The following is a 19727-nucleotide window of genomic DNA, read 5'->3' as shown; positions in this document are numbered from 1 at the left end:
CTAGGCCAGAAGCTCGGCAACAGGCCGGGTGTTGAGGATTCTGGCGGTGGGGATGCCGCAGCGGGCGGCGCGTTCGCAGCCGTGGCGTTGCCAGTCCAGTTGCCCGGGCGCGTGGGCGTCGGAGTCGACGGCGAAGACGCAGCCCATCTCGAAGGCCTGACGCAGGAGGCGTTTGGGCGGGTCGAGGCGGTCCGGGCGGGAGTTGATCTCGACGGCGACGCCGAAGCGGCGGCAGGCCTCGAAGACGAGCTCCGGGTCGAACTCCGACTCAGGGCGCAGGCCGCCGCGCCGGGTGCCCGCCTTGACGATGCGGCCGGTGCAGTGCCCGAGGATCGTGACGACGGGGTTGGCGATGGCCGTGACCATGCGCCGGGTCATCTCGTGGCGGTTCATCCGGAGCTTGGAGTGCACGCTCGCGACCACGATGTCCAGCCGTTCCAGCAGGTCGGGCTCCTGGTCGAGGCTGCCGTCCAGGTTGATGTCGACCTCGATGCCCGTCAGGATCCTGAAGGGCGCGAGCCGCTCGTTGAGTTCGGCCACGACGTCGAGCTGGCGGCGCAGGCGGTCGGCCGACAGGCCGTTGGCGACCTTGAGGCGGGGCGAGTGGTCGGTGAGCGCCAGGTAGGAGTGGCCGAGCTGTTTGGCCGCGGCGGCCATCTCCTCGATCGGCGAACCGCCGTCCGACCAGTCGGAGTGGCTGTGCAGGTCGCCCTTGAGCGCCGACCTGATCGCGCTGGTCTCCTCGTCGAGGTCCGTGTCGGCGGTGGCGCGCAGCCTGCGCAGATAGGTGGGCACCTGCCCGTCGAGCCCCTCGGTGATCACCAGGGCGGTGACCTTGCCGATGCCGGGCACGTCTGCCAGCCCGCCTGAGCTGACCAGTAGCTCCAGGTCCTCGCGTGGCAGTTGCTCCACCGCGTCGGCGGCCCGGCGGAAGGCGCGCACGCGAAAGGTGGGCTCGGCGGCCCGCTCGAGCAGGAACGCGATCTCGCGAAGCGCCTCGACAGGATCCATATCCCGATTAAACGGCACCATTTTGAACTCCTGCCCGTTAAGCGGAGATAAAGCGACCCGTTGTAGACGGGCAACGGCCACCGCTAGGCTGTTCGGCCGACCGACTGGAGCTCGATGGAAACACCCCTCCCTCCCCCGCCCCCTCCCACCCCGGCGATCAAGGCGTCCAAGGTGATCGCGCTGTCCGCGATCGGCGTCGTGTCCCTGGTTCTCGTCGGCTACTGCGCGGCGCAGCAGAACGAGGAGGTCACCGCCGACTGCGTGGACATGAGCAACCAGCAGACGGACGGCACCTACGAGATCGTGGACGACCAGTTCTGCGATGACGACGCCAACGGCCGCGCCGGCTTCTACGGCGGCTCGCACGGCGCCTACCACTGGTACTACGGCGGCACCAGGATCGGCACCCGCGTCTGGCGCGGCTCCACCTTCCGCCCCTCGGACGTCAACATCTCCAGCCGCACCGGCCGCGACATCCAGCGCGGCGGCTTCGGCAGCCACTGGGGCGGCGGCGGCTGATGCGCCGCGAGCACGGGACGCCCAGGGACGGCTGGGAGAAGACGATCGAGAGCCAGGGCCTGGCCTACCACCGGGCCGCCCACCCCGAGGGACTCGCCCGCCCCTACTGGGACGAGTCGGTCCACTACGTCTTCTCCCTGGAGGAGATCGAGTCCCTGGAGGAGCAGGTCGAGGAACTGCACGGCATGTGCCTGCAGGCGGTCGACCACGTGATCACGACGGGCCGGTTCGCCGACTTCGCCATCCCCGAGTGGGCGCACGAGGAGGTGGCCAGGTCCTGGCAGCGGCGCGACCCCTACGTCTACGCCCGCTTCGACCTGCGCTATGACGGCACCGGCCCGGCCAAGCTGCTCGAGTACAACGCCGACACGCCGACGGCCCTGGTCGAGTCGTCGGTCGTACAGTGGTTCTGGCTCAAGGACACGCACCCGGAATCCGACCAGTGGAACTCGGTGCACGAGCGCCTCGTCGACCGCTGGAAGGAGGTACGGCTGCCGCCGGGCCCCACCCATTTCGCCTGGACAAGCCTGGACGAGACGGGCGAGGAGGCCATGACGCTGGCCTACCTGCAGGAGACGGCCGAGCTGGCCGGGCTGGGCACGATCGCGGTGGCCATGGAGGACATCGGCTGGGACGCGCTCAACCGGCGTTTCGTGGACCTCGAGGAACGCATGATCCGCTCGGTGTTCAAGCTCTACCCGTGGGAGTGGATGCTCGACGAGCCGTTCGGGCGGCACGCCGTACGGCATTCGACGTGGATCGAGCCGCTGTGGAAGACGCTGCTGTCGAACAAGGCGCTGCTCGCCGTCCTGTGGGAGCTGTTCCCCGGCCATCAGAACCTGCTGCCCGCGTATCTGGACGGCCCGCGCGACATGTCCGCCTATATCGCGAAACCGTTGCTGGGCAGGGAAGGCGCGTCCATGCGGATCGTCGCGCCGGGCATGGATCTTGAGACGCCCGGCGAGTACGGTCGGGAGGGCTACATGTACCAGGCGTTCGAGGCGCTGCCCGAGTTCGAGGGGCAGCGGCCCGTGCTGGGTGCCTGGGTCGTCGCCGACGAACCCGCCGGCCTGGGCATCCGCGAGACCACCGGACTGATCACCGATGACACCTCCTCCTTCGTCCCCCACCGCATCCACCCCAGCGAATAGAGCCCTGACATGACCCTCGTCGAGACCCTCGCCCGCGGTGCGGGCGCCATCGCCGCCTACGCCGCCGTCGGCGTCGTCCTGCTGATCGTCGGCTTCTACGTGATCGACCTCGTCATCCCCGGCAAGCTGAGCACGATCATCAAGACCGAGCGCAACGCGAACGCCACCCTGCTGGCCACCTCGACGCTGGTGGCGGTGGGCCTGATCGTGGCCGCCTCCATCTGGTCCTCCGGCGGCAAGCTCACCGAGGGCCTGGCGGGCACCGTGGTGTTCGGCCTGGTGGGCATCATTGTGCAGGCCGTGGCGATGCTGGTGTTCGACTCCGTGGTCGGGATCAAGGTGCGCGAGCTGGTCAAGGAGCAGGAACTGCAGCCCGGCGCCCGGCTCCTGGCGGCCACCCACATCGCGATCGGCCTCATCACCGCGATAGCCGTCATTTAACGACATATGTCGATATGGCACAGCTATATCGACATAAGCCTGCACAACCTCATGACTGGCGCACCTCTGGCGACCTGGCACTCTTAATGCTGTGAGCGATCGGACGCGCGAGGACACCACGAGAAGGCTGGAGCGGGCCATGGGCGCGCTCGGCACGGCCGCCATGGCCCGCATGGACGACAAGCTCGCCTGGTTCCGCGCGCTCAGCGCGGAAGACCGCTCCTGGGTCGGGCTGGTCGCCCAGGCGGGCATCGCCTCGTTCGTGGAGTGGTTCCAGCACGCCGGCGAGGACCGCCCCACGCCCAGCATCGAGTTCTTCGGTACGGCGCCGCGGGAGCTGAAGCGCTCGATCTCCCTGCAGCAGACCGTCGACATCATCAGGATCGTCGTCGAGGTGGTGGAGGCCCAGACCGAGGACCTGGCCGCGCCGGGCGGTGAGGACCAGCTCGAGCAGGCGATGCTCCGCTACACCAGGGACGTGGCCTTCGCCGCCGCGCACGTCTACGCCCGCGAGGCCGAGGCCAGGGGTTCGTGGGACGCCCGGCTCGAGGCGCTGATCGTGGACGCGCTGGTGCGGGGCGAGGTCGACGACGGCCTGCACTCCTGGGCCGCCGCGCTCGGCTGGACCTCCTCCCCCGTCGTGGTGATCGCCGGGCAGGCGCCCGGCGACGACCCGCGGGCGGTGATCGACGGGCTGCGCGAGAAGGGCCGCCGCATCGGCATGGACCTGCTGGCGGGAGTCCAGGCCGACCGGCTGATCGTGATCGTCGGCGGCGCGGACAGCGTGGACGACGCCGCCAAGCAGGTGGTGGCCCGCTTCGGCCCCGGACCGATCGTCATCGGGCCGGAGGTGGCCGACCTGCACGCCGCCGCCAGCTCCGCCAGGGCCGCGCTGGCCGGGCTGAAGGCCTCGTCGGGCTGGCCCGACGCGCCCCGGCCGGTGCACGCCGACGAGCTGCTGGCCGAGCGGGCGCTGGACGGCGACGAGGACGCCAGGCAGCAGCTGGTCGAGCACGTCTTTCTGCCTTTGGCAGGCACGCCGCTGCTGGATACCCTTGCCACGTACCTGGAACAGGGCACCTCGCTGGAGGCCACGGCCCGGCTGCTGTTCGTCCATCCGAACACCGTCCGCTACCGGCTCAAGAAGATCACCGAGCTGACCGGCTACCAGCCGACGGAGGGCAGGTCCGCCTTCACCCTTCAGGTTGGCCTCATCCTCGGCAGGCTCTCGGAGGGCGCCGCGACCTGGCGCGCCCTAACGTAACAAGCCTGAAACCCCCACTGTGGGGTTTCTACAAAACACCTGGGACAAAGTTCGTACGGATCTCTATCCGCGTGTCGAACCCCTACAGGGCATGGTGGATTTCGTGCTTGTACTCGTCGCTCCGGGCCAAGGCGCCCAGACTCCGGGCTTCCTGGCCCCCTGGCTCGAACTGCCCGGTCTCGCCGACCAGCTGGCCGCCTGGTCCGAGGTCGCCGGGCTGGACCTGGTCGCCTACGGCACCACCGCCGGCGCCGACGAGATCCGCGACACCGCCGTCGCACAGCCGCTCCTGGTGGCCGCCGCCCTGGCCGCCGCGCAGGCGCTCGGCGCCGAGCCCGACCTGCTGGCCGGCCACAGCGTCGGCGAGCTGGCCACGGCCGCGCTGGCCGGGGTGATCACCTCCGAGCAGGCGCTGGCTCTGGTCCGCGAGCGCGGCCAGGCCATGGCCAGGGCCGCCGCGGTCACCAAGACCGGCATGACCGCCGTACTGGGTGGCGTGGAGGCCGACGTGCTGGCCGCCCTCGACAAGCACGGACTGACCCCCGCCAACATCAACGGCGCCGGCCAGATCGTGGCCGGCGGAACACTCGAGCAGCTGGCGGCGTTCAAGGAAGAGGCACCTGCCAGGGCGCGGCTCATCCCGCTCTCGGTCGCCGGTGCCTTCCACACCGAGCACATGGCTCCTGCCGTGGCGGACATGCGTGCCGCCGCCTCGGCCATCACCCCGTCCGACCCGGAGGTCAAGCTGCTCCAGAACGCCGACGGCCAGGTCGTGACCAGCGGCGCCGAGCTGATGGACCGCCTGGTCGCCCAGGTCAGCGCCCCCGTCAGGTGGGACGCGTGCATGGCCACGATGGCCGACCTGGGCGTCACCAAGATGATCGAGCTGCTGCCCGGCGGCACGCTGACCGGCCTGGCCAAGCGCGGGCTGCGGGGCGTCGAGACCGTGGCGCTGAAGACCCCCGACGACCTCGACGCGGCCAGGGAGCTGATCAAGTGAGGATCCCAGACATCGCCCCAGGCGCCCGGGTGCTGGCCCTGGGCCACTACCAGCCCGCCAACGTGGTCACCAACGACGACCTGACCAAGAACATGGACACCAACGACGAGTGGATCCAGTCCAGGGTCGGCATCAAGGAGCGCAGGGTCGCGGGTCCCAGCGAGAGCCTCGAGGACATGGCCACCCAGGCCGGCGGCAAGGCGCTGGCCGCCAGCGGCCTGTCCGCCGACGACGTCGACCTGGTGATCGTGGCCTCCTGCACGCTGGAGACCCAGATCCCGAACGCCTCCGCCGTCGTCGCCCACCGCCTGGGCATCAATTCCCCGGGCGCGTTCGACGTCAACGCGGCCTGCGCGGGCTTCTGCTACGCGCTGGCCACCGCGAGCACGGCCGTGCGCAGCGGCGCCGCCCGCCACGTGCTGGTGATCGGCGCGGAGAAGCTGTCGCAGTGGGTCGACTGGACCGACAGGTCCACCGCCGTGATCTTCGCCGACGGCGCGGGCGCCGCGGTGGTCGGCCCGTCCGACGAGCCGCGCATCGGCCCGGTCGTGTGGGGCAGCTCCGGCGACAGGTCCGAGGCGATCGCGATCGCCGACCGCGACGGTTCCCTCCGCCAGGAGGGCCAGACCGTGTTCCGGTGGGCCACGACCGCGCTGCACCCGGTGGCCAAGGAGGCCTGCGAGCGCGCCGGCGTCGACCCGTCGGAGCTGGCGGCGTTCGTGCCGCACCAGGCCAACCTGCGCATCATCGAGGCGATCGCCCGCAAGCTGGGCGCCGACCAGGCCGTCATCGCCCGCGACATCGTGCACGCGGGCAACACCTCGGCCGCCTCCATCCCGCTCGCGCTGTCACGGATGCTCGAGCGCGGCGAAGTGCGCTCCGGAGGCCTGGCCCTGCTGCTCGGCTTCGGTGCGGGCCTGACCTACGCGGGCCAGGTCATCGAGATTCCATAGGATCCTGTACGGCTTCCGCCGTACCGGCACAGCTTGTGCGGCGTCAGCCGTACAGAACCCAGAAAGAATCAAAGGAGAACCAGGACATGGCGACCGAGCAGGAGATCCTCGAGGGCCTCGGCAAGATCATCAACGAGATCACCGGCATCCCGGCCACTGAGGTAACCCCCGAGAAGAGCTTCGTCGACGACCTCGACATCGACTCGCTGTCGATGGTCGAGATCGCCGTGGCCGCCCAGGACGAGTTCGGCGTGGAGATCCCCGACGACCAGCTCAAGAACCTGAAGACGGTCAAGGACGTCCTCAACTTCATCCAGAACTGAAGTCCACCCAACTGATCGAAAGGGAGCGCAAGAACGTGAGTGCGAACCGGGTACGTGTCGTCGTCACCGGGCTAGGCGCGACGACGCCCGTCGGTGGGGATGTCACCTCATCCTGGTCGGCGCTCCTCGCCGGTCAGTCGGGTGTCCAGACACTGGCTGAAGACTGGATCGACACCGTCCCCGTGAAGTTCGCGGGGACGGCCGCGGTCGACCCGGCCGAGATCCTGCCCAGGCCCGAGGCCCGGCGGCTCGACCGCAGCGAGCAGCTGGCCATGGTGGCCTCCCGCGAGGCCTGGCAGGACGCGGGCGCCCCCGAGGTGGCGCCCGAGCGGCTGGGCGTCGTGGTCTCCAGCGGCATCGGCGGCATCAGCACCACGCTGTCGGCCTACGACACCTACAAGGAGCGCGGCTGGAACCGGCTGTCGCCCTTCACGGTGCCGATGCTCATGCCCAACGGCCCCGCCGCCTGGATCGGGCTGGACCTGGGCGCCCAGGCGGGCGTGCACGCGACCGTGTCGGCCTGCGCCTCCGGCGCCGAGGCCATCGGCTACGCGATGGACATGATCAGGTCCGGCCGCGCCGACATCGTGGTCGCCGGCGGTACCGAGGCCGCCATCCACGGGCTGAACATCGCCGCCTTCGCCGCCGCGCGGGCGATGTCCACCCGCAACGACGACCCGCAGGGCGCCTCCCGGCCGTGGGACCGCGACCGTGATGGGTTCGTACTCGGCGAGGGCGCCGGCATCGTGGTGCTGGAGTCCGAGGAGCACGCCAAGGCGCGCGGCGCGCGCATCTACGCCTACGCCTCGGGCGTCGGCTACTCGGCCGACGGCCACCACATCACCCAGCCGGAGCCCGCGGGCCGGGGCATCAGCATGGCGATGACCCACGCGCTCAACGACGCGGGCATCATCGGCCAGGACGTCAAGCACGTCAACGCGCACGCCACCTCGACGCCCGCCGGCGACGTGATCGAAGTGCAGGCCGTGGCCAAGGCCATCGGCACGCACCCGCTGGTCACCTCGACCAAGTCGATGACCGGCCACCTGCTGGGCGGCGCGGGCGGCATCGAGTCCGTCTTCACGATCAAGGCTCTGCAGGAGCGGATCGTGCCCGCCACCATCAACCTCGACAACCTTGACGACGGCATCGACGTGGACCTCGTCCACGGCAAGAACCGTGAGCTGCCCTCGGGCGACATCGCGGCCGTCAACAACTCGTTCGGGTTCGGCGGCCACAACGTGACCGTCGTGTTCAAGAGTGCTTCGTGACCGTGCTCGACAACCGGGGGGTGACCCAGGGCTCCGAGCAGGAGCCCGCTGATCCCCGCGATCCTGTCGTCCGTCTCACCGCGCTGCTCGACGAGGGCTCGCTGCGGTTGATCACTCCAGAGGACAAGAGCGGCGTACTGGCCGCCATGGGCCGCGTCGAGGGTGTTCCCGTCGTCGCGTTCTGCAGTGACGCCCGCTTCCAGGGCGGCGCGATGGGCAGCGAAGGTTGCGAGCACATCGTGCACGCCTACGACGTGGCCGTCCGTGAGCGGGTGCCGGTCATCGGGATCTGGCACTCCGGTGGTGCGCGACTCGCCGAAGGCGTCGAGTCGCTGCACGCCGTCGGCCGGGTCTTCGCCGCTATGACCAAGGCCTCCGGCGTCGTGCCGCAGATCTCCGTGGTGGTCGGCCCGGCGGCCGGCGGCGCGGCCTACGGCCCGGCGCTGACCGACCTGGTGATCCTGGCCGACGCCGGCCGGATCTTCGTCACCGGCCCCGACGTGGTGCGCAGCGTCACCGGCGAGGACGTCGACAGCGCCGCGCTGGGCGGCCCCGAGCCCCACAGCAAGCGCTCGGGCGTCGTGCACATCGTCACCAAGACCGAGACCGACGCCTACGTCAAGGCCCGCCAGCTGGCCACGCTGCTCGGCCACCAGGGGCGGGTGCGCACCTCCAGCGTCGAGGAGGTCGACTTCTCCTCGCTGCTGCCGGAGTCGGCGCGCCGCGCCTACGACGTCAAGCCGCTGGTGAACGGCCTGCTGGACGAGCCCGGCATCGAGCTGCACCCCAAGTGGGCGCCGAACATCGTCACCTCGCTGGGCCGGCTCGGCGGCCGGACCGTCGGTGTGATCGCCAACAACCCGCTGCGGCTCGCCGGCTGCCTCGACGCCACGTCCGCCGAGAAAGCCGCTCGCTTCGTTCGTATGTGTGACGCCTTCGGCGTGCCGTTGGTTGTCCTGGTGGACGTGCCCGGTTATCTACCTGGCGTCGGCCAGGAGCACGACGGCGTGGTCCGCCGCGGCGCCAAGCTGCTGCACGCCTTCGCCGAGGCCTCGGTGCCGCGGGTCACGCTGGTCACGCGCAAGGCGTACGGCGGGGCCTACGTCGCGATGAACTCCCGCGCGCTGGGCGCCACCAAGGTCTTCGCCTGGCCGACGACCGAGGTCGCGGTCATGGGCGCGGTGGCCGCGGTGCGCATCCTCAAGCGGCGCGAGCTGGCGGCCGCTCCCGAGGAGGAGCGGGCCGAGCTGGAGCAGCGCCTGGCCGCGGAGCACGAGAAGCTGGCCGGTGGGCTCGACAGGGCCCAGGAGCTGGGCGTGATCGACGAGGTCATCAAGCCGGAAGAGACGCGCGGCGCGATCGCCAAGCTGCTCGCCCACGCCACCCCCGCCAGGGGCGCCCACGGCAACATCCCGCTCTAGGTTCTCCGGATCCCGCGAACAGGCCCCACATCGCCAATGGTGATGTGGGGCCTCTTCGGTTCGATGTCCCTGGTGCCCGGGTCGCGTGCGCCGTTGCGGCGAGCTACCGCTCCACCACGTGGGCAACGCCTGGGCGCGCCCTCAGCAGGCGACGGTGGGAGGCGGGTGGGGCGGCTTGCCGTACAAAAGCACTAAACAGCAGCGTGCAGCCAACGCACCGGCGCGCCGTCGCCGGCGTAGCGGAACGGCTCGAGCTCCTCGTCCCAGGGGCGGCCGAGCATCTTGTCCAGCTCGTCCTCCAGCGAGCAGCGGCCCTGGGCGGACATCAGCATGACCGTGCGCAGCCTGTCCTCGGGGATCATGATGTCACCGGCCGCGCCGATGACCGCGCTGAAGGCGCCGAGCGTGGGCGTGTAGGCGTGGCGGGAGCCGTCGACGCCCGGCGAGGCGTCCTCGGTGATCTCGAACCTGATCCGCTGCCAGCCCATGAGGGAGGACGTGATGGCGGCCGCTATGCCGGGGTGACCCTCCCACTCCGCCTGCGCGCGCAACACGTTGGGCGCGGCTGGTTGCGGCGTCCACGTCAGGTCGACGGGCACGCCGAGGACACCCGCGACCGCCCATTCGATATGAGGGCACAGCGCGGGCTGAGCCGAGTGGACGTAGAGCACGCCACGAGCAGTCACCGGACCTCCCGATCGGTACGAGGTGCGCCTTCCCCAACGGCCTCGACTCGAGATGATCACAAGTGACTAGGGAGAGACTACCGTCGGTCGCAATCCGACACCAGAGGGGGGCCATACCAAGTTGTTGCGAAGGTGACACGTGACGCACGGACGATCGCGGAAAGATACCGCCTCATGGACCTCCAATCCGTCGGTGAGGCGCTCATCCGGCCAGGTCAGCTCCTGACCGACCGCAGCGCCCTGTCCGCGACCGCCCGCTGGACCCAGGCCGTGGCGGAGGCGGACGGCTTCTGCGTGATCCATCTGTCGCCCGGCGTCGATCCCTGCGAACTGACGCTGACTCTGCGGGAGAAGGGATTCCGCGCCTCGCCCAACCACATCATCACCGGGCAGCCGCTGTTCTTCGGCGGGCCCGCCTCGCGGCCGTTCCCCACATCCAAGGTCGCCTTCAAACCGGCCAGGGACCGCAACGCGGCCATGGTCGCGCTGCTCGACACCGGGGTGGCCGAGCACCCGTGGTGGGCGGACAGCCGCTGGTACCGCGACCTCGGCAAGGAGGCGGCCGACGCGTCCGAGGGCGCCCAGGCCGGGCACGGCACGTTCATCGCCGGGCTGCTGCTGCGCGCCGCGCCGGGGGTCGCGCTGAAGGTGAACCGGGTGCTCGACGGCGACGGCGTGGGCGACGAGGCCGGCGTGGTGCGCGCGCTGAACCGGATGCGCGACCGCCCGCCGCAGGTGCTCAACCTGTCCTTCGGCTGCCACACCTTCGACGACAGACCGCCGCCGCTTCTGTCCGACGCGCTGGGGGCGCTCTCCGATACGGTCGCCGTCGCCTGCGCCGGGAACACCGCCTCCGACCGGCCGTTCTGGCCCGCCGCGCTGCCGGGGGTCATCGGCGTGGGCGCGCTTGACCAGGCCGGGGAGCGCAGGGCGCCGTTCTCCGGTTTCGGGCCGTGGGTGGACGCCTGGGCTCCCGGCGAGTGGCTGACCAGCAGCTTCCCCGGGTTCTCCGGCTACGCGGCGTGGAGCGGCACGTCCTTCGCCACCGCGCTGGTCGCCGGGGCCGTGGCGGCACGGGCGGGTGACCGTACGGCCAAGCAGGCGGCGGAGGAGCTGATGCGGGACTCCCGGCAAATTCCCGATCTGGGAGTTGTCATCCCGTCGACTCTGTAGAGTTTACGCTCAGTCCTCGGCCCATCACGAGGAGGCAGGATCGCCTCCCGTGCGCACGGCGAAGGAGGCTCGCATGCGCGATCCAGCGGTATTGCTCGACGCGGCGGCCGACGGCGACCATGCGGCGTGGGTCGAGCTGACGAACCGGTTCGGTCCTCGCCTGTGGGCCGCCGTCCGCGCGTGCGGGCTCGGCGAGGCCGACGCGGCGGACGCCGTGCAGGGCGCCTGGCTGCGGCTGCTCGAGAGCCTGCACACGATCAAGGATCCGGCGGGCGTCGGCGCCTGGCTCACCACCACGGCGCGGCGTGAGGCACTGCTGATCCTCCGCAAGGAAGTGCCCGGGCTCCCTTCCTACCTCCCCGTGTCCGAACCGGATCCCGCCGCCGAGGTCCTCGACGCCGACATCGGCCAGAGGCTCTGGCAGGCGGTCTCCGATCTTCACGAACCCTGCAGGTCGATGTTGAGGCTGGTCGCCGTCGGCGAGCGGCAACTCGCGACCCGGTTGGGGCTCCCACCAGGCAGCGTCGGGCCCACCCGGGCCCGCTGCCTGGAACGGCTGCGCACCCTGATCTCACCACAGGAGACGGTGCAATGAGCAACGACGAGTATCTCCTGGCGGCGCTCCGTCTCGCCGCCGGCAACGATCCGATCCCCGCGCACGTGTCCGCCACGGCGCGCAACTCCTACGCGCTGCGGGTGCCCCACGCGGTCACCGCCACGCCCGTCGAGTCCCCCTCCGGGAGCGGCGTCCGCGGGGGCTCCGGGCCGGGCCTGATCCGCTTCTCGGCCGCCGACCTCGTCTTCGACCTGGAGATCAGCGTCGGCGACGGGCTCATCGACATCGCGGGGCAGGTCTTCCCGCCGCCAGGCGAAGGCGCCCACGTCGAGGTCCGCACGCCCCATCTCACGCTTTCCCGGCCGCTGGGGCTGACCGGGCAGTTCGCCGCGACCGGGCTGCCACCCGGTTGGCTCAGCGTCGTCTGCCACCGGCGTGACCATCCGCCCGTCCAGACCCGGTGGGTGCGCATACGACCGTGACGTCCGAGAACGCCCCCTCGAACCACTCACGGCAGACCCCGCGGACCGCCCCGGGGTCCTTCACGCTGCCCATCACCTACGACGCCGCCGCTCCGCACATCCCGGCGGCGCGACCCACGATCGACGGGATGCGCCCGGTCTCCACGGGGCACGACTCGGCGGGGCTGGTGGGGGCCGCGGAGATGGCCGTGGTGCGGGCGATCATCGATCCGGCGAAGGCGCTGCGCGAGGCCCGGTCCGTGCTGGCGCGCGCCGCACGCGAGCAGGACGTCGAGGCCGCCGTGGTGGCGCTGCGCGGGATGGCGCTGGCCGCCAGGGAGCTGGGCGACCTGCACGGCGCCGAGCGGCACCTGCGGCGGGCGATCGCCACGGAGGGCGCCCCGGCCGAGCGCGTCGCGCAGGCCAGGCTGTCGCTCGTCACGGTCAGGACCGAACGCGGCCACCCGCTGCAGGCGCTCAGGGTGGCGGCCCTGGCCTGGGCCTACCTGTCGCCGCTCGACCGGGCCAAGCTCGACACGCAGCGCGCCGTCGCCCTGGCCCACCTGGGCCGCCACGTCGAGGCCGTGGCCGCGTGCGACCGTTCGCTCGAGGCTCTCGCGGCGGCGCCGGCGAGCATCGACAACCGCAGGTTCCTGGCGGGTGGCCTGCTCAACCGGGGTCTGGTGCACGCCTACCGCGGCGACTGGGACACCGCGCTGACCGACATCACCGCCTGCCGCGAGATCTCCTCCGAGGCGGGGCTCGACTACCTCGGCCGGCTCGCCGCCGCCAACCTGCCCTTCCTCGCTGTACGGCGGGGCGACCTGGCGACCGCGTTCGCCCGCTACCGCGAGGCGGAGGACACGCTGTTCGGCTTCCCTGAGCGCCTGGCCACGATGCGGGCCGACTTCGCCGGGGCGCTGCTGGCCGCCCACCTGCCCGGCGAGGCCAGGGCCATGCTGAGCCTGGCCGTACCCGATCTGGAGGCGTCGGGCGCGCACGTCGCGCTGGCCGAGGCCCGGCTGAAGCTGGCCCAGGTCGAGCTGCTCACCGGCGACGCCAGGCAGGCGCTGGCCGTGGCGCGGCGCGCCGAGCGGGAGCTGGCGGACCAGGATCGCGACGCGTGGCTGCCGCTGGCCAGGGAGGTCGTGCTGCGGGCCCGGCTGGATCTGGAGGAGCACACCGGCGCGCTCCTCGACGACCTGGTCGCCTGCGCCGACGAGCTGGAAGCCGAATCCGCCCACTTCGCGGCCTCCGCGGCTTTGCGGCTGGTGGCGGCCGAGGTGGCGCTGGAGCTGGACGACCATCCCACCGCCTCCGCCCAGTTGGACCGGCTGATCTGCGACGACCGGCATCGCGAGGCCGCGCCCCCGGACGGTTCCAGTCTCACGCAGCTGGCCTCCGCGGCGCAGGCCGCCCATCTGGACCGGCCGTCCTCGCGGGTGCCTGCGCTGGTCAGGCAGCACGCGCTGGCGTTGGAGGCGGCTCTGCAGGAGGACACGGCCAGTGCCTTCCGTGCGGTGCGCGACGGGCTGGCGGAGGTGGGGTGCCAGGTCGACGCGTTCGACGACCCGGCGCTGCGCGCGCACGTGGCGCGGGCGGGCGAGCGGCTGGCCGGCTTCGGGCTGGGTCTGGCGATCCACGGCGGGCTGGCCGAGGAGGTCTTCGAGTGGGCCGAACGCTGGCGGGCCGTCGCGTCCTCCTCCGGCCCCGGCGTCGCCGACCTTCGCCGGGTACGGCGGGCGCTGGGCGACGCCGCGCTGGTGGAGTACGTGGTCGACGGCGGACGCCTGCTGGCCGTGGCGATCACCGCGCACGGTATCGTCCTGCGGCGGCTGGCAGCCGTGGGCGAGGTCACCGACGCGGTCGTCCAGCTGCGTTACGCCATGCGGCGCACCAGCCTGCGCGACGCCGCGCACGCCGCCGACCACGTGGCGGCCGCGGCCTGCGAGGTCGACCGGCTCGTGCTCGGGCCGCTGCGGGCGGAGCTCGACGGCCGGCCGCTGGTGATCGTGCCCGCGGGTCCGCTGCACACGCTGCCGTGGGCGGCCCTGCCGTACCTGCACGACAGGCCGGTGAGCGTGGCGGCGAGCGCGGCGGGGTGGCTGCGGGCGCGTTCCGCCGTGACCGCGCGGGTGGCGCCGCTGGTGCTCGGGGCTTTCGGGCCCGGGCTCGAGTACGCGCAGGCCGAGGTGGATCGGGTGGTCGGCGGCTATGCGGGCGGGGCCGTGGTGCCCGGGCGGCGCGCCGACGTGCATGCCGGGCTGGCTCGGGCGGACGTCTTCCACCTGGCGGCGCACGGGGTGTTCGACGCGCGCAGCCCGCTACTGTCGGGGATCACGCTGGAGGACGGGCCGCTGATGGCCTACGACCTGCTGCGCCTGCCCAGGACGGCCGACCTCGTCGTGCTGTCGTCCTGCGATTCGGGGATGGCCCGCACGCCCGCCGAGGGCGCCCCGCTCGGCCTGGCGGGGACGTTCCTCTCGCGCGGTACAGCGTGCGTCGTGGCCGGCATGATCCCGGTCCGCGACGACGAGGCCCTGGCGGTCATGACCCTCTTCCACGAACTCCTGGCCGCCGGCCGACCCCCCGCCCACGCCCTGGCCGCCGCCTCAGCCAAAACCGGCGTCCAAGCCTTCACCTGCTTCGGCGCCGGCGACCTCCCCATAACCACCCCCTCCCACCCCCGAGCCCCTCACACCGGGTAAACGAAAAGCACACAACAGCCCCCACCACAACGCGATCGTCCCCTGCGTCCACCGCACCGGGGACGACGAGAAGGCGAACAGCGTCCGCCCGGCCCCCGTACGGCGCTCGCATTCACCGCGCCGGGGTCGGCGAGAAGGTGAGCGGCGGTTGTCCGGCGCGATGTGCGGCGGGCAGGGGGGCCGTGGTGCCCGGAGAACGGAGCGCCGTGGCGGCGGGCAAGTGGCACCGACTCGCCGGAAGCGCCGGGCGCGGGCCCTCAGCCGGAGTACGGCGGGCGGCCGGTTGCGGCGGCCCGCCGTACAAGAGCCGTATGAGAAGAACTGAACCTGACAAAGAAGAGCTGAGCTCAACGTGAAGGGCTGAGCTCAGCATGAAGGGCTGGACTCAACGAGAAGGGCTGAGCTCAACCGGTGGCGACGGGACGGGTGGGGTCGGAGACCCAGTTGGACCAGGAGCCGACGTAGAGGGCGGCGTGGATGCCGGCGACCGCGAGGGCGAGCACCTCGTGGGCGGCGGTGACGCCGGAGCCGCAGTAGGCGCCGACGCGGTCGCCGGCGCCGAGGGCGGTGAAGCGTTCGCGCAGCGCCCGCGAGGACAGGAAGCGCCCGTCCGGGCCGACGTTCTCGGTGGTGGGAGCGCTGACCGCGCCGGGGACGTGGCCCGCGACCGGGTCGATCGGCTCCACCTCGCCCCGGTAGCGCTCGCCCGCCCGGGCGTCGAACAGCGTGCCGTCGACCGCGAGGGCGGCGGCCTCGTCGGCGGTCAGGATCGGCATGCCGCCGGGCCTGGCGGTGAAGTCGCCCTCGACGACCTCCGGCTCGTCCTTGGTCAGCGGGCCCTGCAGGCCGCCGTCGAGCACGCGGACGTCCTGGTGGCCGTAGTACCGCAGCGTCCACCAGGCTCGCGCGGCGAACAGGTTGCCCTGGCCGTCGTAGACGACGACGCGGCGGCCGTTCGAGACGCCGAGGCGGCGCATCGCGGCCTGGAAGGTCGCCGCGTCCGGCAGCGGGTGCCTGCCGTCGGGGCCGGGCGGCGCGGCCAGGTCGGCGTCGAGGTCGCAGAAGACCGCGCCGGGGATGTGCCCCTCGCGGTAGAGCCCGAGCGCGGGCGGCCCGCCGAGCCGGTAGCGGACGTCGAGCAAGGTCGCGTCGCCGAGGTCGTCGAGCGTGATCAGCGGGCTCATCGGGTGGTTACCTCCAGGAAGGGCACGTACTGCTCGGCCGCCGTCATCGATCCGTGGAAACCGGTGAACAGGGCCTCGATGCGGTGACTCGCCGAGGCGATGATGACCAGGTCGGTGTACGGCACGGCCACGACGTCGCCGATCCGTTCCAGCCACGCCTCGCGGACCGTGGGTCCGAACCAGCCCGACTCGACCGCCTCCTGGCGCGACACCACCCAGGCGTCTCCAGCCAGGGTCTCACGCCAGGCCTCGAGTACGGCTGGCGCGGCCCCGTTCTCCGCGTAGACGTGGCGGGCCCTGGCCTCGCCGCCCAGCAGGGCGACGCCCTCCATGAGCGCCGGGGTGGTCTCGGCGTCGATCTTACGGGCGGCGTTGACCATGCCGTGGTCGGCGGTCACGTACAGGGCGGAGCCGGGCGGGAGGGCTTCGGCCAGGCGTTCGGCCATGCGGTCGACGATCTCCAGGTGGCGTAGCCACTCCTCGCTGCCCCATCCGGCCAGGTGGCCTGCCGCGTCGAGGTCGCCGTAGTACACGGTGACGTGGGCGCGGGGTTCCTCGAGGGCCCGCCGTACTGCTGCTATGCGGTCGTCCACGGAGTCGGCGGGCAGGTAGCGGACGCCGCGGAAGACGGCCTCGGTCAGGCCGGTGCCCTCGAGCTCGGCCGGTCCGACATATCCGGCGGTGATGCCGGCCGCGGCGGCGCGCTGGTAGACCGTGGCCGCCGGCTGCCACACGGCGGGATCCATCATCGCCCCGCCGGGCAGGGTCCAGCGCAGGCAGTTGAACAGGTGGCCCGCGCCCGGCACGGCCAGCATCAGGCCCAGCATCCCGTGCTCACCCGGCGCCATCCCGGTGCCCAGCGAACACAGGCTCGTCACGGTCGTCGCAGGGAACCCCGCGGTCAGCGTCCCGCCGTCCAGGCTCGCCAGGAACGGCGCCCTGTCGCGGTGCGCCCGCAGCAACTCGGCGCCCAGCCCGTCGACCAGGAACACGCACACCCGGTCCACGGCCGGCAGGCCAAGCGCGTTACTCCCGCCGCCGCCCAGCGCGGCCAGCATCGACCCGGACGCGTCGGCCAACGACCCCAACCCGTACCGCGGCACCACCGGCTCGCCCATGCGCCGATCCTAACCTCCCGCGCCCTTCCGGCCGCGTGGGCCGCCTTCGGGTCACGACCTTGCCGGGCTCTCGTTGGTGCACCTCATGGGGCTACTCGAGCTAGGCGCTGCGTCGGGGCTTCCTAGCGCACGGCTCTGCGCTGTGGCGGCGGATCTCGGGCTGGGCACCGACAACATTGCGCCGGTCCTCGCCGTACCCCCTCTCGCCGCACCGGCGCTGCGTCGGGACGTCCTACGGGCACTGGTCTGCGGGAACGCCGTGACGGCGGGTCTCGGGCTGGGGCGAGATCCAAGCACGTGAGGTGGCTCCGGCACAGTCACCGGAGGCGGGCACGTGAGGTGATCCCGGCACGGTCACAGGAGGCAGGCACGGGACGTGGCGCCGGCGCAGTCACAGGAGGCACGCGCGGAATCGCGGTGGGCGGGCGTGGCCGGGGCGGGCGGGGGGAGGCTGTGCGGAAACGGCGCGCGGTGTCGCCCCCAAGCGCGGGAGGGGGAAAGGCCGCGCGGATCAGGAGGCGGCGCGGGCGGTGGCTTCGGAGAGGGACTTGGCGAAGGCCAGGACGTGGGAAACCGCCTCGGGCCCGTCGGCCGCTTCGCTGACCCGGAGCGAGAGGTCGTCGGCCGTGATGGCGCCCGTGTAGCCGTGGTCCGCCTCGCAGTTCTCGTCGCCGCACGTGGCGGGTTCGAGGTCGACGTGCGAGATCGCGCCCCAGCCGATCGTGAGCGTGGCCTCCGTGGGCGCGACACCGGGAACGTAGGAGGCGGGGTCCGGCACGACGCGCGTGACCGCGACCGACTGGACGCGGCTGAGTCTGACCGCCTCCGTGGTGGTGGAGGCGTGGGAGGTGGAGACGCCCTCGACCGCCGGGTGCTCGTCGGTGTGGCAGACCAGCAGCCTGGTGGTCGACAGGACCAGGACGGTGACGTGCCTGCGTACCTCCATCGCCGGGTCGAAGGTGGCCTCGTGGTGCACCACGAACGCGGTCACAGCCTCCTTGCCCAGCGCGGATTCGACCGCGTCCGTGACGAGGTCGGGGTAGTAGCCGCTGCGCTCGATCGCTTCGCGCAGGCCCGCGGCGGAGACTCGGGTTTCCCTCATGGCTCCATCCTGCCAGGACCGCGCAGTGCGCTCACCCACAGGACATAACGCTAGATAACATCTTTAATCCAATTAACGCGGAATGGCCAAGCCAACAATTACCCCCTGTCGCCTCTTTCCCCGGTTTGTGATCACGCAGACGTGGCTATCGGTTAGGGCGGAGACCAGGCCTGCTGCGCTAAATGCGGGCATTCTTCTATGAATATCGTCGGGGGAAATGAAATGAACTACGAACGCCTCCGTAGCCTCACCGCCACGACCGCGTTCCTGGCCGGACTGTCCTTCGTGACCTGCGGTACGCCCGCCCGCGCCGCCGTGGCCTGCGCGATCTCCGCGACGAACGTGGGCTCGTGCGTCGAGGGCAGCAGCGGCATGATCACGCTCAACAAGTCCGACGTGCGCGGGCTGAAGCTCGACTTCGACATGTACATGTGGAACCTCAAGCCGGACGAGAACACCACCGCCGAACCCACTTTCTGCCTGGCCAAGGCCACGACCGGCTGCGACATCGCGGTGGCCGTGCCCGGCCGCGTGATCCCCGACAGCGTGGTCGCCCCCGGCTACACCTACATCCCCGGCAAGCAGCAGGACCACGCCGTGGACATGACCGCCAAGCGGCACGTTGCCGTGGCCATCTCCGACTCCGGCATGCTGACTCTTTCCGTACGCTTCACCGACACGGGCCCGCTGGTGCCGGTGGTGAAGAACCTCAACGTGGCGAAGTTCTCCCCGCCGACCAGGGTCAGCTGGGCCGCCACGGGGAACGGCGCGAAGGTCGACCAGGCGACCGGCGACACCCTGACCGGCGCGCTCGACGCCCTGGTGCGGCTCATGCCCGGCAACGCCGCCCCGGGCACGCCCCCGAAGGAGTGCACGACAAACTGCGCCATCAGCATCAACGACGGCTACATGGTCGTCACCAACCGCACGCCGTAGCCCTCCTTCCGCTTCATGCAGCTCTCCTCCAGCTTCATGCAGCTGTCCTTGAGGTTCATGTAGCTCTCCTCCAGCTTCATGCAGCGCTCCTTCAGGTTCACGTTGTACGGCGGAACGTTCACGTTGTACGGCGGGCCGCCGCAACCGGCCGCCCGCCGTACTCCGGCTGAGGGCCCGCGCCCGGCGCTTCCGGCGAGTCGATGCCACTCACCCGCCGCCACGGCGCCCGTTATCCGACCACCACGGCCCCCCCGCCCCGCCGTACAAGGCGCCGGACGACCGCCGTACACCTTCTCGCCGACCCCGGCGCGGTGAACGCACGCCACCGCACAGAGGCGCCGCCCTCAGCCCTACACCTTCCTCACCAACCCGACGCCCGCAAGCGTGCTCGTGGCGTGCTCGGTAGGTGCGTTCGTGGGCGTGCTCGGTTGGCGTGCTCGTGAGGAGTC

At 71.6% G+C, this 19727-nt stretch carries 19 protein-coding genes; 14 read left to right on the top strand and 5 right to left on the bottom strand.

Annotation, left to right across the window (positions count from 1 at the left end; genetic code table 11):
• Entirely contained in the window at nucleotides 1-1011 is a 1011-nt protein-coding gene (locus tag ACIBHX_RS01435) for a PHP domain-containing protein (protein ID WP_397063119.1), read from the bottom strand.
• A 114-nt stretch (nucleotides 1012-1125) separates the two neighbouring features.
• Between ACIBHX_RS01435 and ACIBHX_RS01430 the strand changes: the two genes are divergently transcribed.
• From ACIBHX_RS01430 to ACIBHX_RS01390, 9 genes are all read left to right on the top strand, one after another.
• Nucleotides 1126-1530: a hypothetical protein gene (locus ACIBHX_RS01430; protein ID WP_397063117.1), complete on the top strand. Its 405-nt coding sequence runs from the start codon at nucleotides 1126-1128 to the stop codon at nucleotides 1528-1530.
• Nucleotides 1530-2681 carry a glutathionylspermidine synthase family protein gene (locus tag ACIBHX_RS01425; protein ID WP_397063115.1) on the top strand — a complete coding sequence of 384 codons (1152 nt, stop codon included), beginning with the start codon at nucleotides 1530-1532 and terminating at the stop codon, nucleotides 2679-2681. Before ACIBHX_RS01430 ends, ACIBHX_RS01425 begins: the two co-directional genes overlap by 1 nt.
• Before the next feature lie 9 nt (nucleotides 2682-2690).
• Nucleotides 2691-3122: a DUF350 domain-containing protein gene (locus ACIBHX_RS01420; protein ID WP_397063113.1), complete on the top strand. Its 432-nt coding sequence runs from the start codon at nucleotides 2691-2693 to the stop codon at nucleotides 3120-3122.
• A 139-nt stretch (nucleotides 3123-3261) separates the two neighbouring features.
• Nucleotides 3262-4386 carry a PucR family transcriptional regulator gene (locus ACIBHX_RS01415; protein ID WP_397064995.1) on the top strand — a complete coding sequence of 375 codons (1125 nt, stop codon included), beginning with the start codon at nucleotides 3262-3264 and terminating at the stop codon, nucleotides 4384-4386.
• A 103-nt stretch (nucleotides 4387-4489) separates the two neighbouring features.
• Nucleotides 4490-5386 (top strand): ACP S-malonyltransferase, encoded by an 897-nt coding sequence (locus ACIBHX_RS01410; protein WP_397063111.1) that lies wholly within the window; start codon nucleotides 4490-4492, stop codon nucleotides 5384-5386.
• Nucleotides 5383-6339 (top strand): beta-ketoacyl-ACP synthase III, encoded by a 957-nt coding sequence (locus ACIBHX_RS01405; protein ID WP_397063109.1) that lies wholly within the window; start codon nucleotides 5383-5385, stop codon nucleotides 6337-6339. Before ACIBHX_RS01410 ends, ACIBHX_RS01405 begins: the two co-directional genes overlap by 4 nt.
• Nucleotides 6340-6425: 86 nt before the next feature.
• Nucleotides 6426-6662 carry an acyl carrier protein gene (locus ACIBHX_RS01400; protein WP_397063107.1) on the top strand — a complete coding sequence of 79 codons (237 nt, stop codon included), beginning with the start codon at nucleotides 6426-6428 and terminating at the stop codon, nucleotides 6660-6662.
• A gap of 35 nt (nucleotides 6663-6697) precedes the next feature.
• Complete coding sequence (fabF, locus tag ACIBHX_RS01395) at nucleotides 6698-7933, top strand: beta-ketoacyl-ACP synthase II (RefSeq protein ID WP_397063106.1); 1236 nt, start codon at nucleotides 6698-6700, stop codon at nucleotides 7931-7933.
• Complete coding sequence (locus ACIBHX_RS01390) at nucleotides 7930-9354, top strand: carboxyl transferase domain-containing protein (protein ID WP_397063104.1); 1425 nt, start codon at nucleotides 7930-7932, stop codon at nucleotides 9352-9354. Before fabF ends, ACIBHX_RS01390 begins: the two co-directional genes overlap by 4 nt.
• 191 nt (nucleotides 9355-9545) lie before the next feature.
• Here the strand turns inward: ACIBHX_RS01390 and ACIBHX_RS01385 are convergent, their stop codons facing one another.
• Complete coding sequence (locus tag ACIBHX_RS01385; protein WP_397063102.1) at nucleotides 9546-10040, bottom strand: DUF3145 domain-containing protein; 495 nt, start codon at nucleotides 10038-10040, stop codon at nucleotides 9546-9548.
• A gap of 174 nt (nucleotides 10041-10214) precedes the next feature.
• Between ACIBHX_RS01385 and ACIBHX_RS01380 the strand changes: the two genes are divergently transcribed.
• The 4 genes from ACIBHX_RS01380 (at nucleotide 10215) to ACIBHX_RS01365 (ending at nucleotide 14938) form a co-directional block, all read left to right on the top strand.
• Entirely contained in the window at nucleotides 10215-11213 is a 999-nt protein-coding gene (locus ACIBHX_RS01380; protein WP_397063100.1) for a S8 family peptidase, read from the top strand.
• A 73-nt stretch (nucleotides 11214-11286) separates the two neighbouring features.
• Nucleotides 11287-11808 carry an RNA polymerase sigma factor gene (locus ACIBHX_RS01375; protein ID WP_397063098.1) on the top strand — a complete coding sequence of 174 codons (522 nt, stop codon included), beginning with the start codon at nucleotides 11287-11289 and terminating at the stop codon, nucleotides 11806-11808.
• Entirely contained in the window at nucleotides 11805-12251 is a 447-nt protein-coding gene (locus ACIBHX_RS01370; protein ID WP_397063096.1) for a hypothetical protein, read from the top strand. The genes ACIBHX_RS01375 and ACIBHX_RS01370 overlap by 4 nt, the downstream gene beginning before the upstream one ends.
• Nucleotides 12248-14938 carry a CHAT domain-containing protein gene (locus ACIBHX_RS01365; protein WP_397063094.1) on the top strand — a complete coding sequence of 897 codons (2691 nt, stop codon included), beginning with the start codon at nucleotides 12248-12250 and terminating at the stop codon, nucleotides 14936-14938. The genes ACIBHX_RS01370 and ACIBHX_RS01365 overlap by 4 nt, the downstream gene beginning before the upstream one ends.
• Before the next feature lie 404 nt (nucleotides 14939-15342).
• Here the strand turns inward: ACIBHX_RS01365 and ACIBHX_RS01360 are convergent, their stop codons facing one another.
• The 3 genes from ACIBHX_RS01360 to ACIBHX_RS01350 all read right to left on the bottom strand — a co-directional run bounded on the left by ACIBHX_RS01360 (nucleotide 15343) and on the right by ACIBHX_RS01350 (nucleotide 18342).
• Complete coding sequence (locus tag ACIBHX_RS01360; protein WP_397063092.1) at nucleotides 15343-16122, bottom strand: sulfurtransferase; 780 nt, start codon at nucleotides 16120-16122, stop codon at nucleotides 15343-15345.
• Complete coding sequence (locus ACIBHX_RS01355; protein ID WP_397063090.1) at nucleotides 16119-17240, bottom strand: alkaline phosphatase family protein; 1122 nt, start codon at nucleotides 17238-17240, stop codon at nucleotides 16119-16121. Before ACIBHX_RS01355 ends, ACIBHX_RS01360 begins: the two co-directional genes overlap by 4 nt.
• Before the next feature lie 511 nt (nucleotides 17241-17751).
• Complete coding sequence (locus tag ACIBHX_RS01350) at nucleotides 17752-18342, bottom strand: DUF5998 family protein (RefSeq protein WP_397063089.1); 591 nt, start codon at nucleotides 18340-18342, stop codon at nucleotides 17752-17754.
• Between the two features lie 222 nt (nucleotides 18343-18564).
• Between ACIBHX_RS01350 and ACIBHX_RS01345 the strand changes: the two genes are divergently transcribed.
• Nucleotides 18565-19278 (top strand): hypothetical protein, encoded by a 714-nt coding sequence (locus tag ACIBHX_RS01345; RefSeq protein ID WP_397063087.1) that lies wholly within the window; start codon nucleotides 18565-18567, stop codon nucleotides 19276-19278.
• The last annotated feature ends 449 nt before the right edge of the window (nucleotides 19279-19727 follow it).

Origin of the sequence: Nonomuraea sp. NPDC050536 (assembly GCF_044457685.1) — a bacterium.
Classification (GTDB): domain Bacteria; phylum Actinomycetota; class Actinomycetes; order Streptosporangiales; family Streptosporangiaceae; genus Nonomuraea.
The sequence above is the reverse complement of the archived record's forward strand: the minus strand, read 5'-3'. Positions and strand labels throughout refer to the sequence as shown.

Bases quoted from the DNA above. Each gene is read 5' to 3' on its own strand.
- ACIBHX_RS01430 (WP_397063117.1), top strand. From the start codon at position 1,126: ATGGAAACACCCCTCCCTCCCCCGCCCCCTCCCACCCCGGCGATCAAG.
- ACIBHX_RS01345 (WP_397063087.1), top strand. From the start codon at position 18,565: ATGAACTACGAACGCCTCCGTAGCCTCACCGCCACGACCGCGTTCCTG.
- ACIBHX_RS01375 (WP_397063098.1), top strand. From the start codon at position 11,287: ATGCGCGATCCAGCGGTATTGCTCGACGCGGCGGCCGACGGCGACCAT.
- ACIBHX_RS01350 (WP_397063089.1), bottom strand. From the start codon at position 18,342: ATGAGGGAAACCCGAGTCTCCGCCGCGGGCCTGCGCGAAGCGATCGAG.
- ACIBHX_RS01370 (WP_397063096.1), top strand. From the start codon at position 11,805: ATGAGCAACGACGAGTATCTCCTGGCGGCGCTCCGTCTCGCCGCCGGC.
- ACIBHX_RS01420 (WP_397063113.1), top strand. From the start codon at position 2,691: ATGACCCTCGTCGAGACCCTCGCCCGCGGTGCGGGCGCCATCGCCGCC.
- ACIBHX_RS01380 (WP_397063100.1), top strand. From the start codon at position 10,215: ATGGACCTCCAATCCGTCGGTGAGGCGCTCATCCGGCCAGGTCAGCTC.
- ACIBHX_RS01415 (WP_397064995.1), top strand. From the start codon at position 3,262: ATGGGCGCGCTCGGCACGGCCGCCATGGCCCGCATGGACGACAAGCTC.
- ACIBHX_RS01360 (WP_397063092.1), bottom strand. From the start codon at position 16,122: ATGAGCCCGCTGATCACGCTCGACGACCTCGGCGACGCGACCTTGCTC.
- ACIBHX_RS01435 (WP_397063119.1), bottom strand. From the start codon at position 1,011: ATGGATCCTGTCGAGGCGCTTCGCGAGATCGCGTTCCTGCTCGAGCGG.
- ACIBHX_RS01400 (WP_397063107.1), top strand. From the start codon at position 6,426: ATGGCGACCGAGCAGGAGATCCTCGAGGGCCTCGGCAAGATCATCAAC.
- ACIBHX_RS01425 (WP_397063115.1), top strand. From the start codon at position 1,530: ATGCGCCGCGAGCACGGGACGCCCAGGGACGGCTGGGAGAAGACGATC.
- ACIBHX_RS01355 (WP_397063090.1), bottom strand. From the start codon at position 17,240: ATGGGCGAGCCGGTGGTGCCGCGGTACGGGTTGGGGTCGTTGGCCGAC.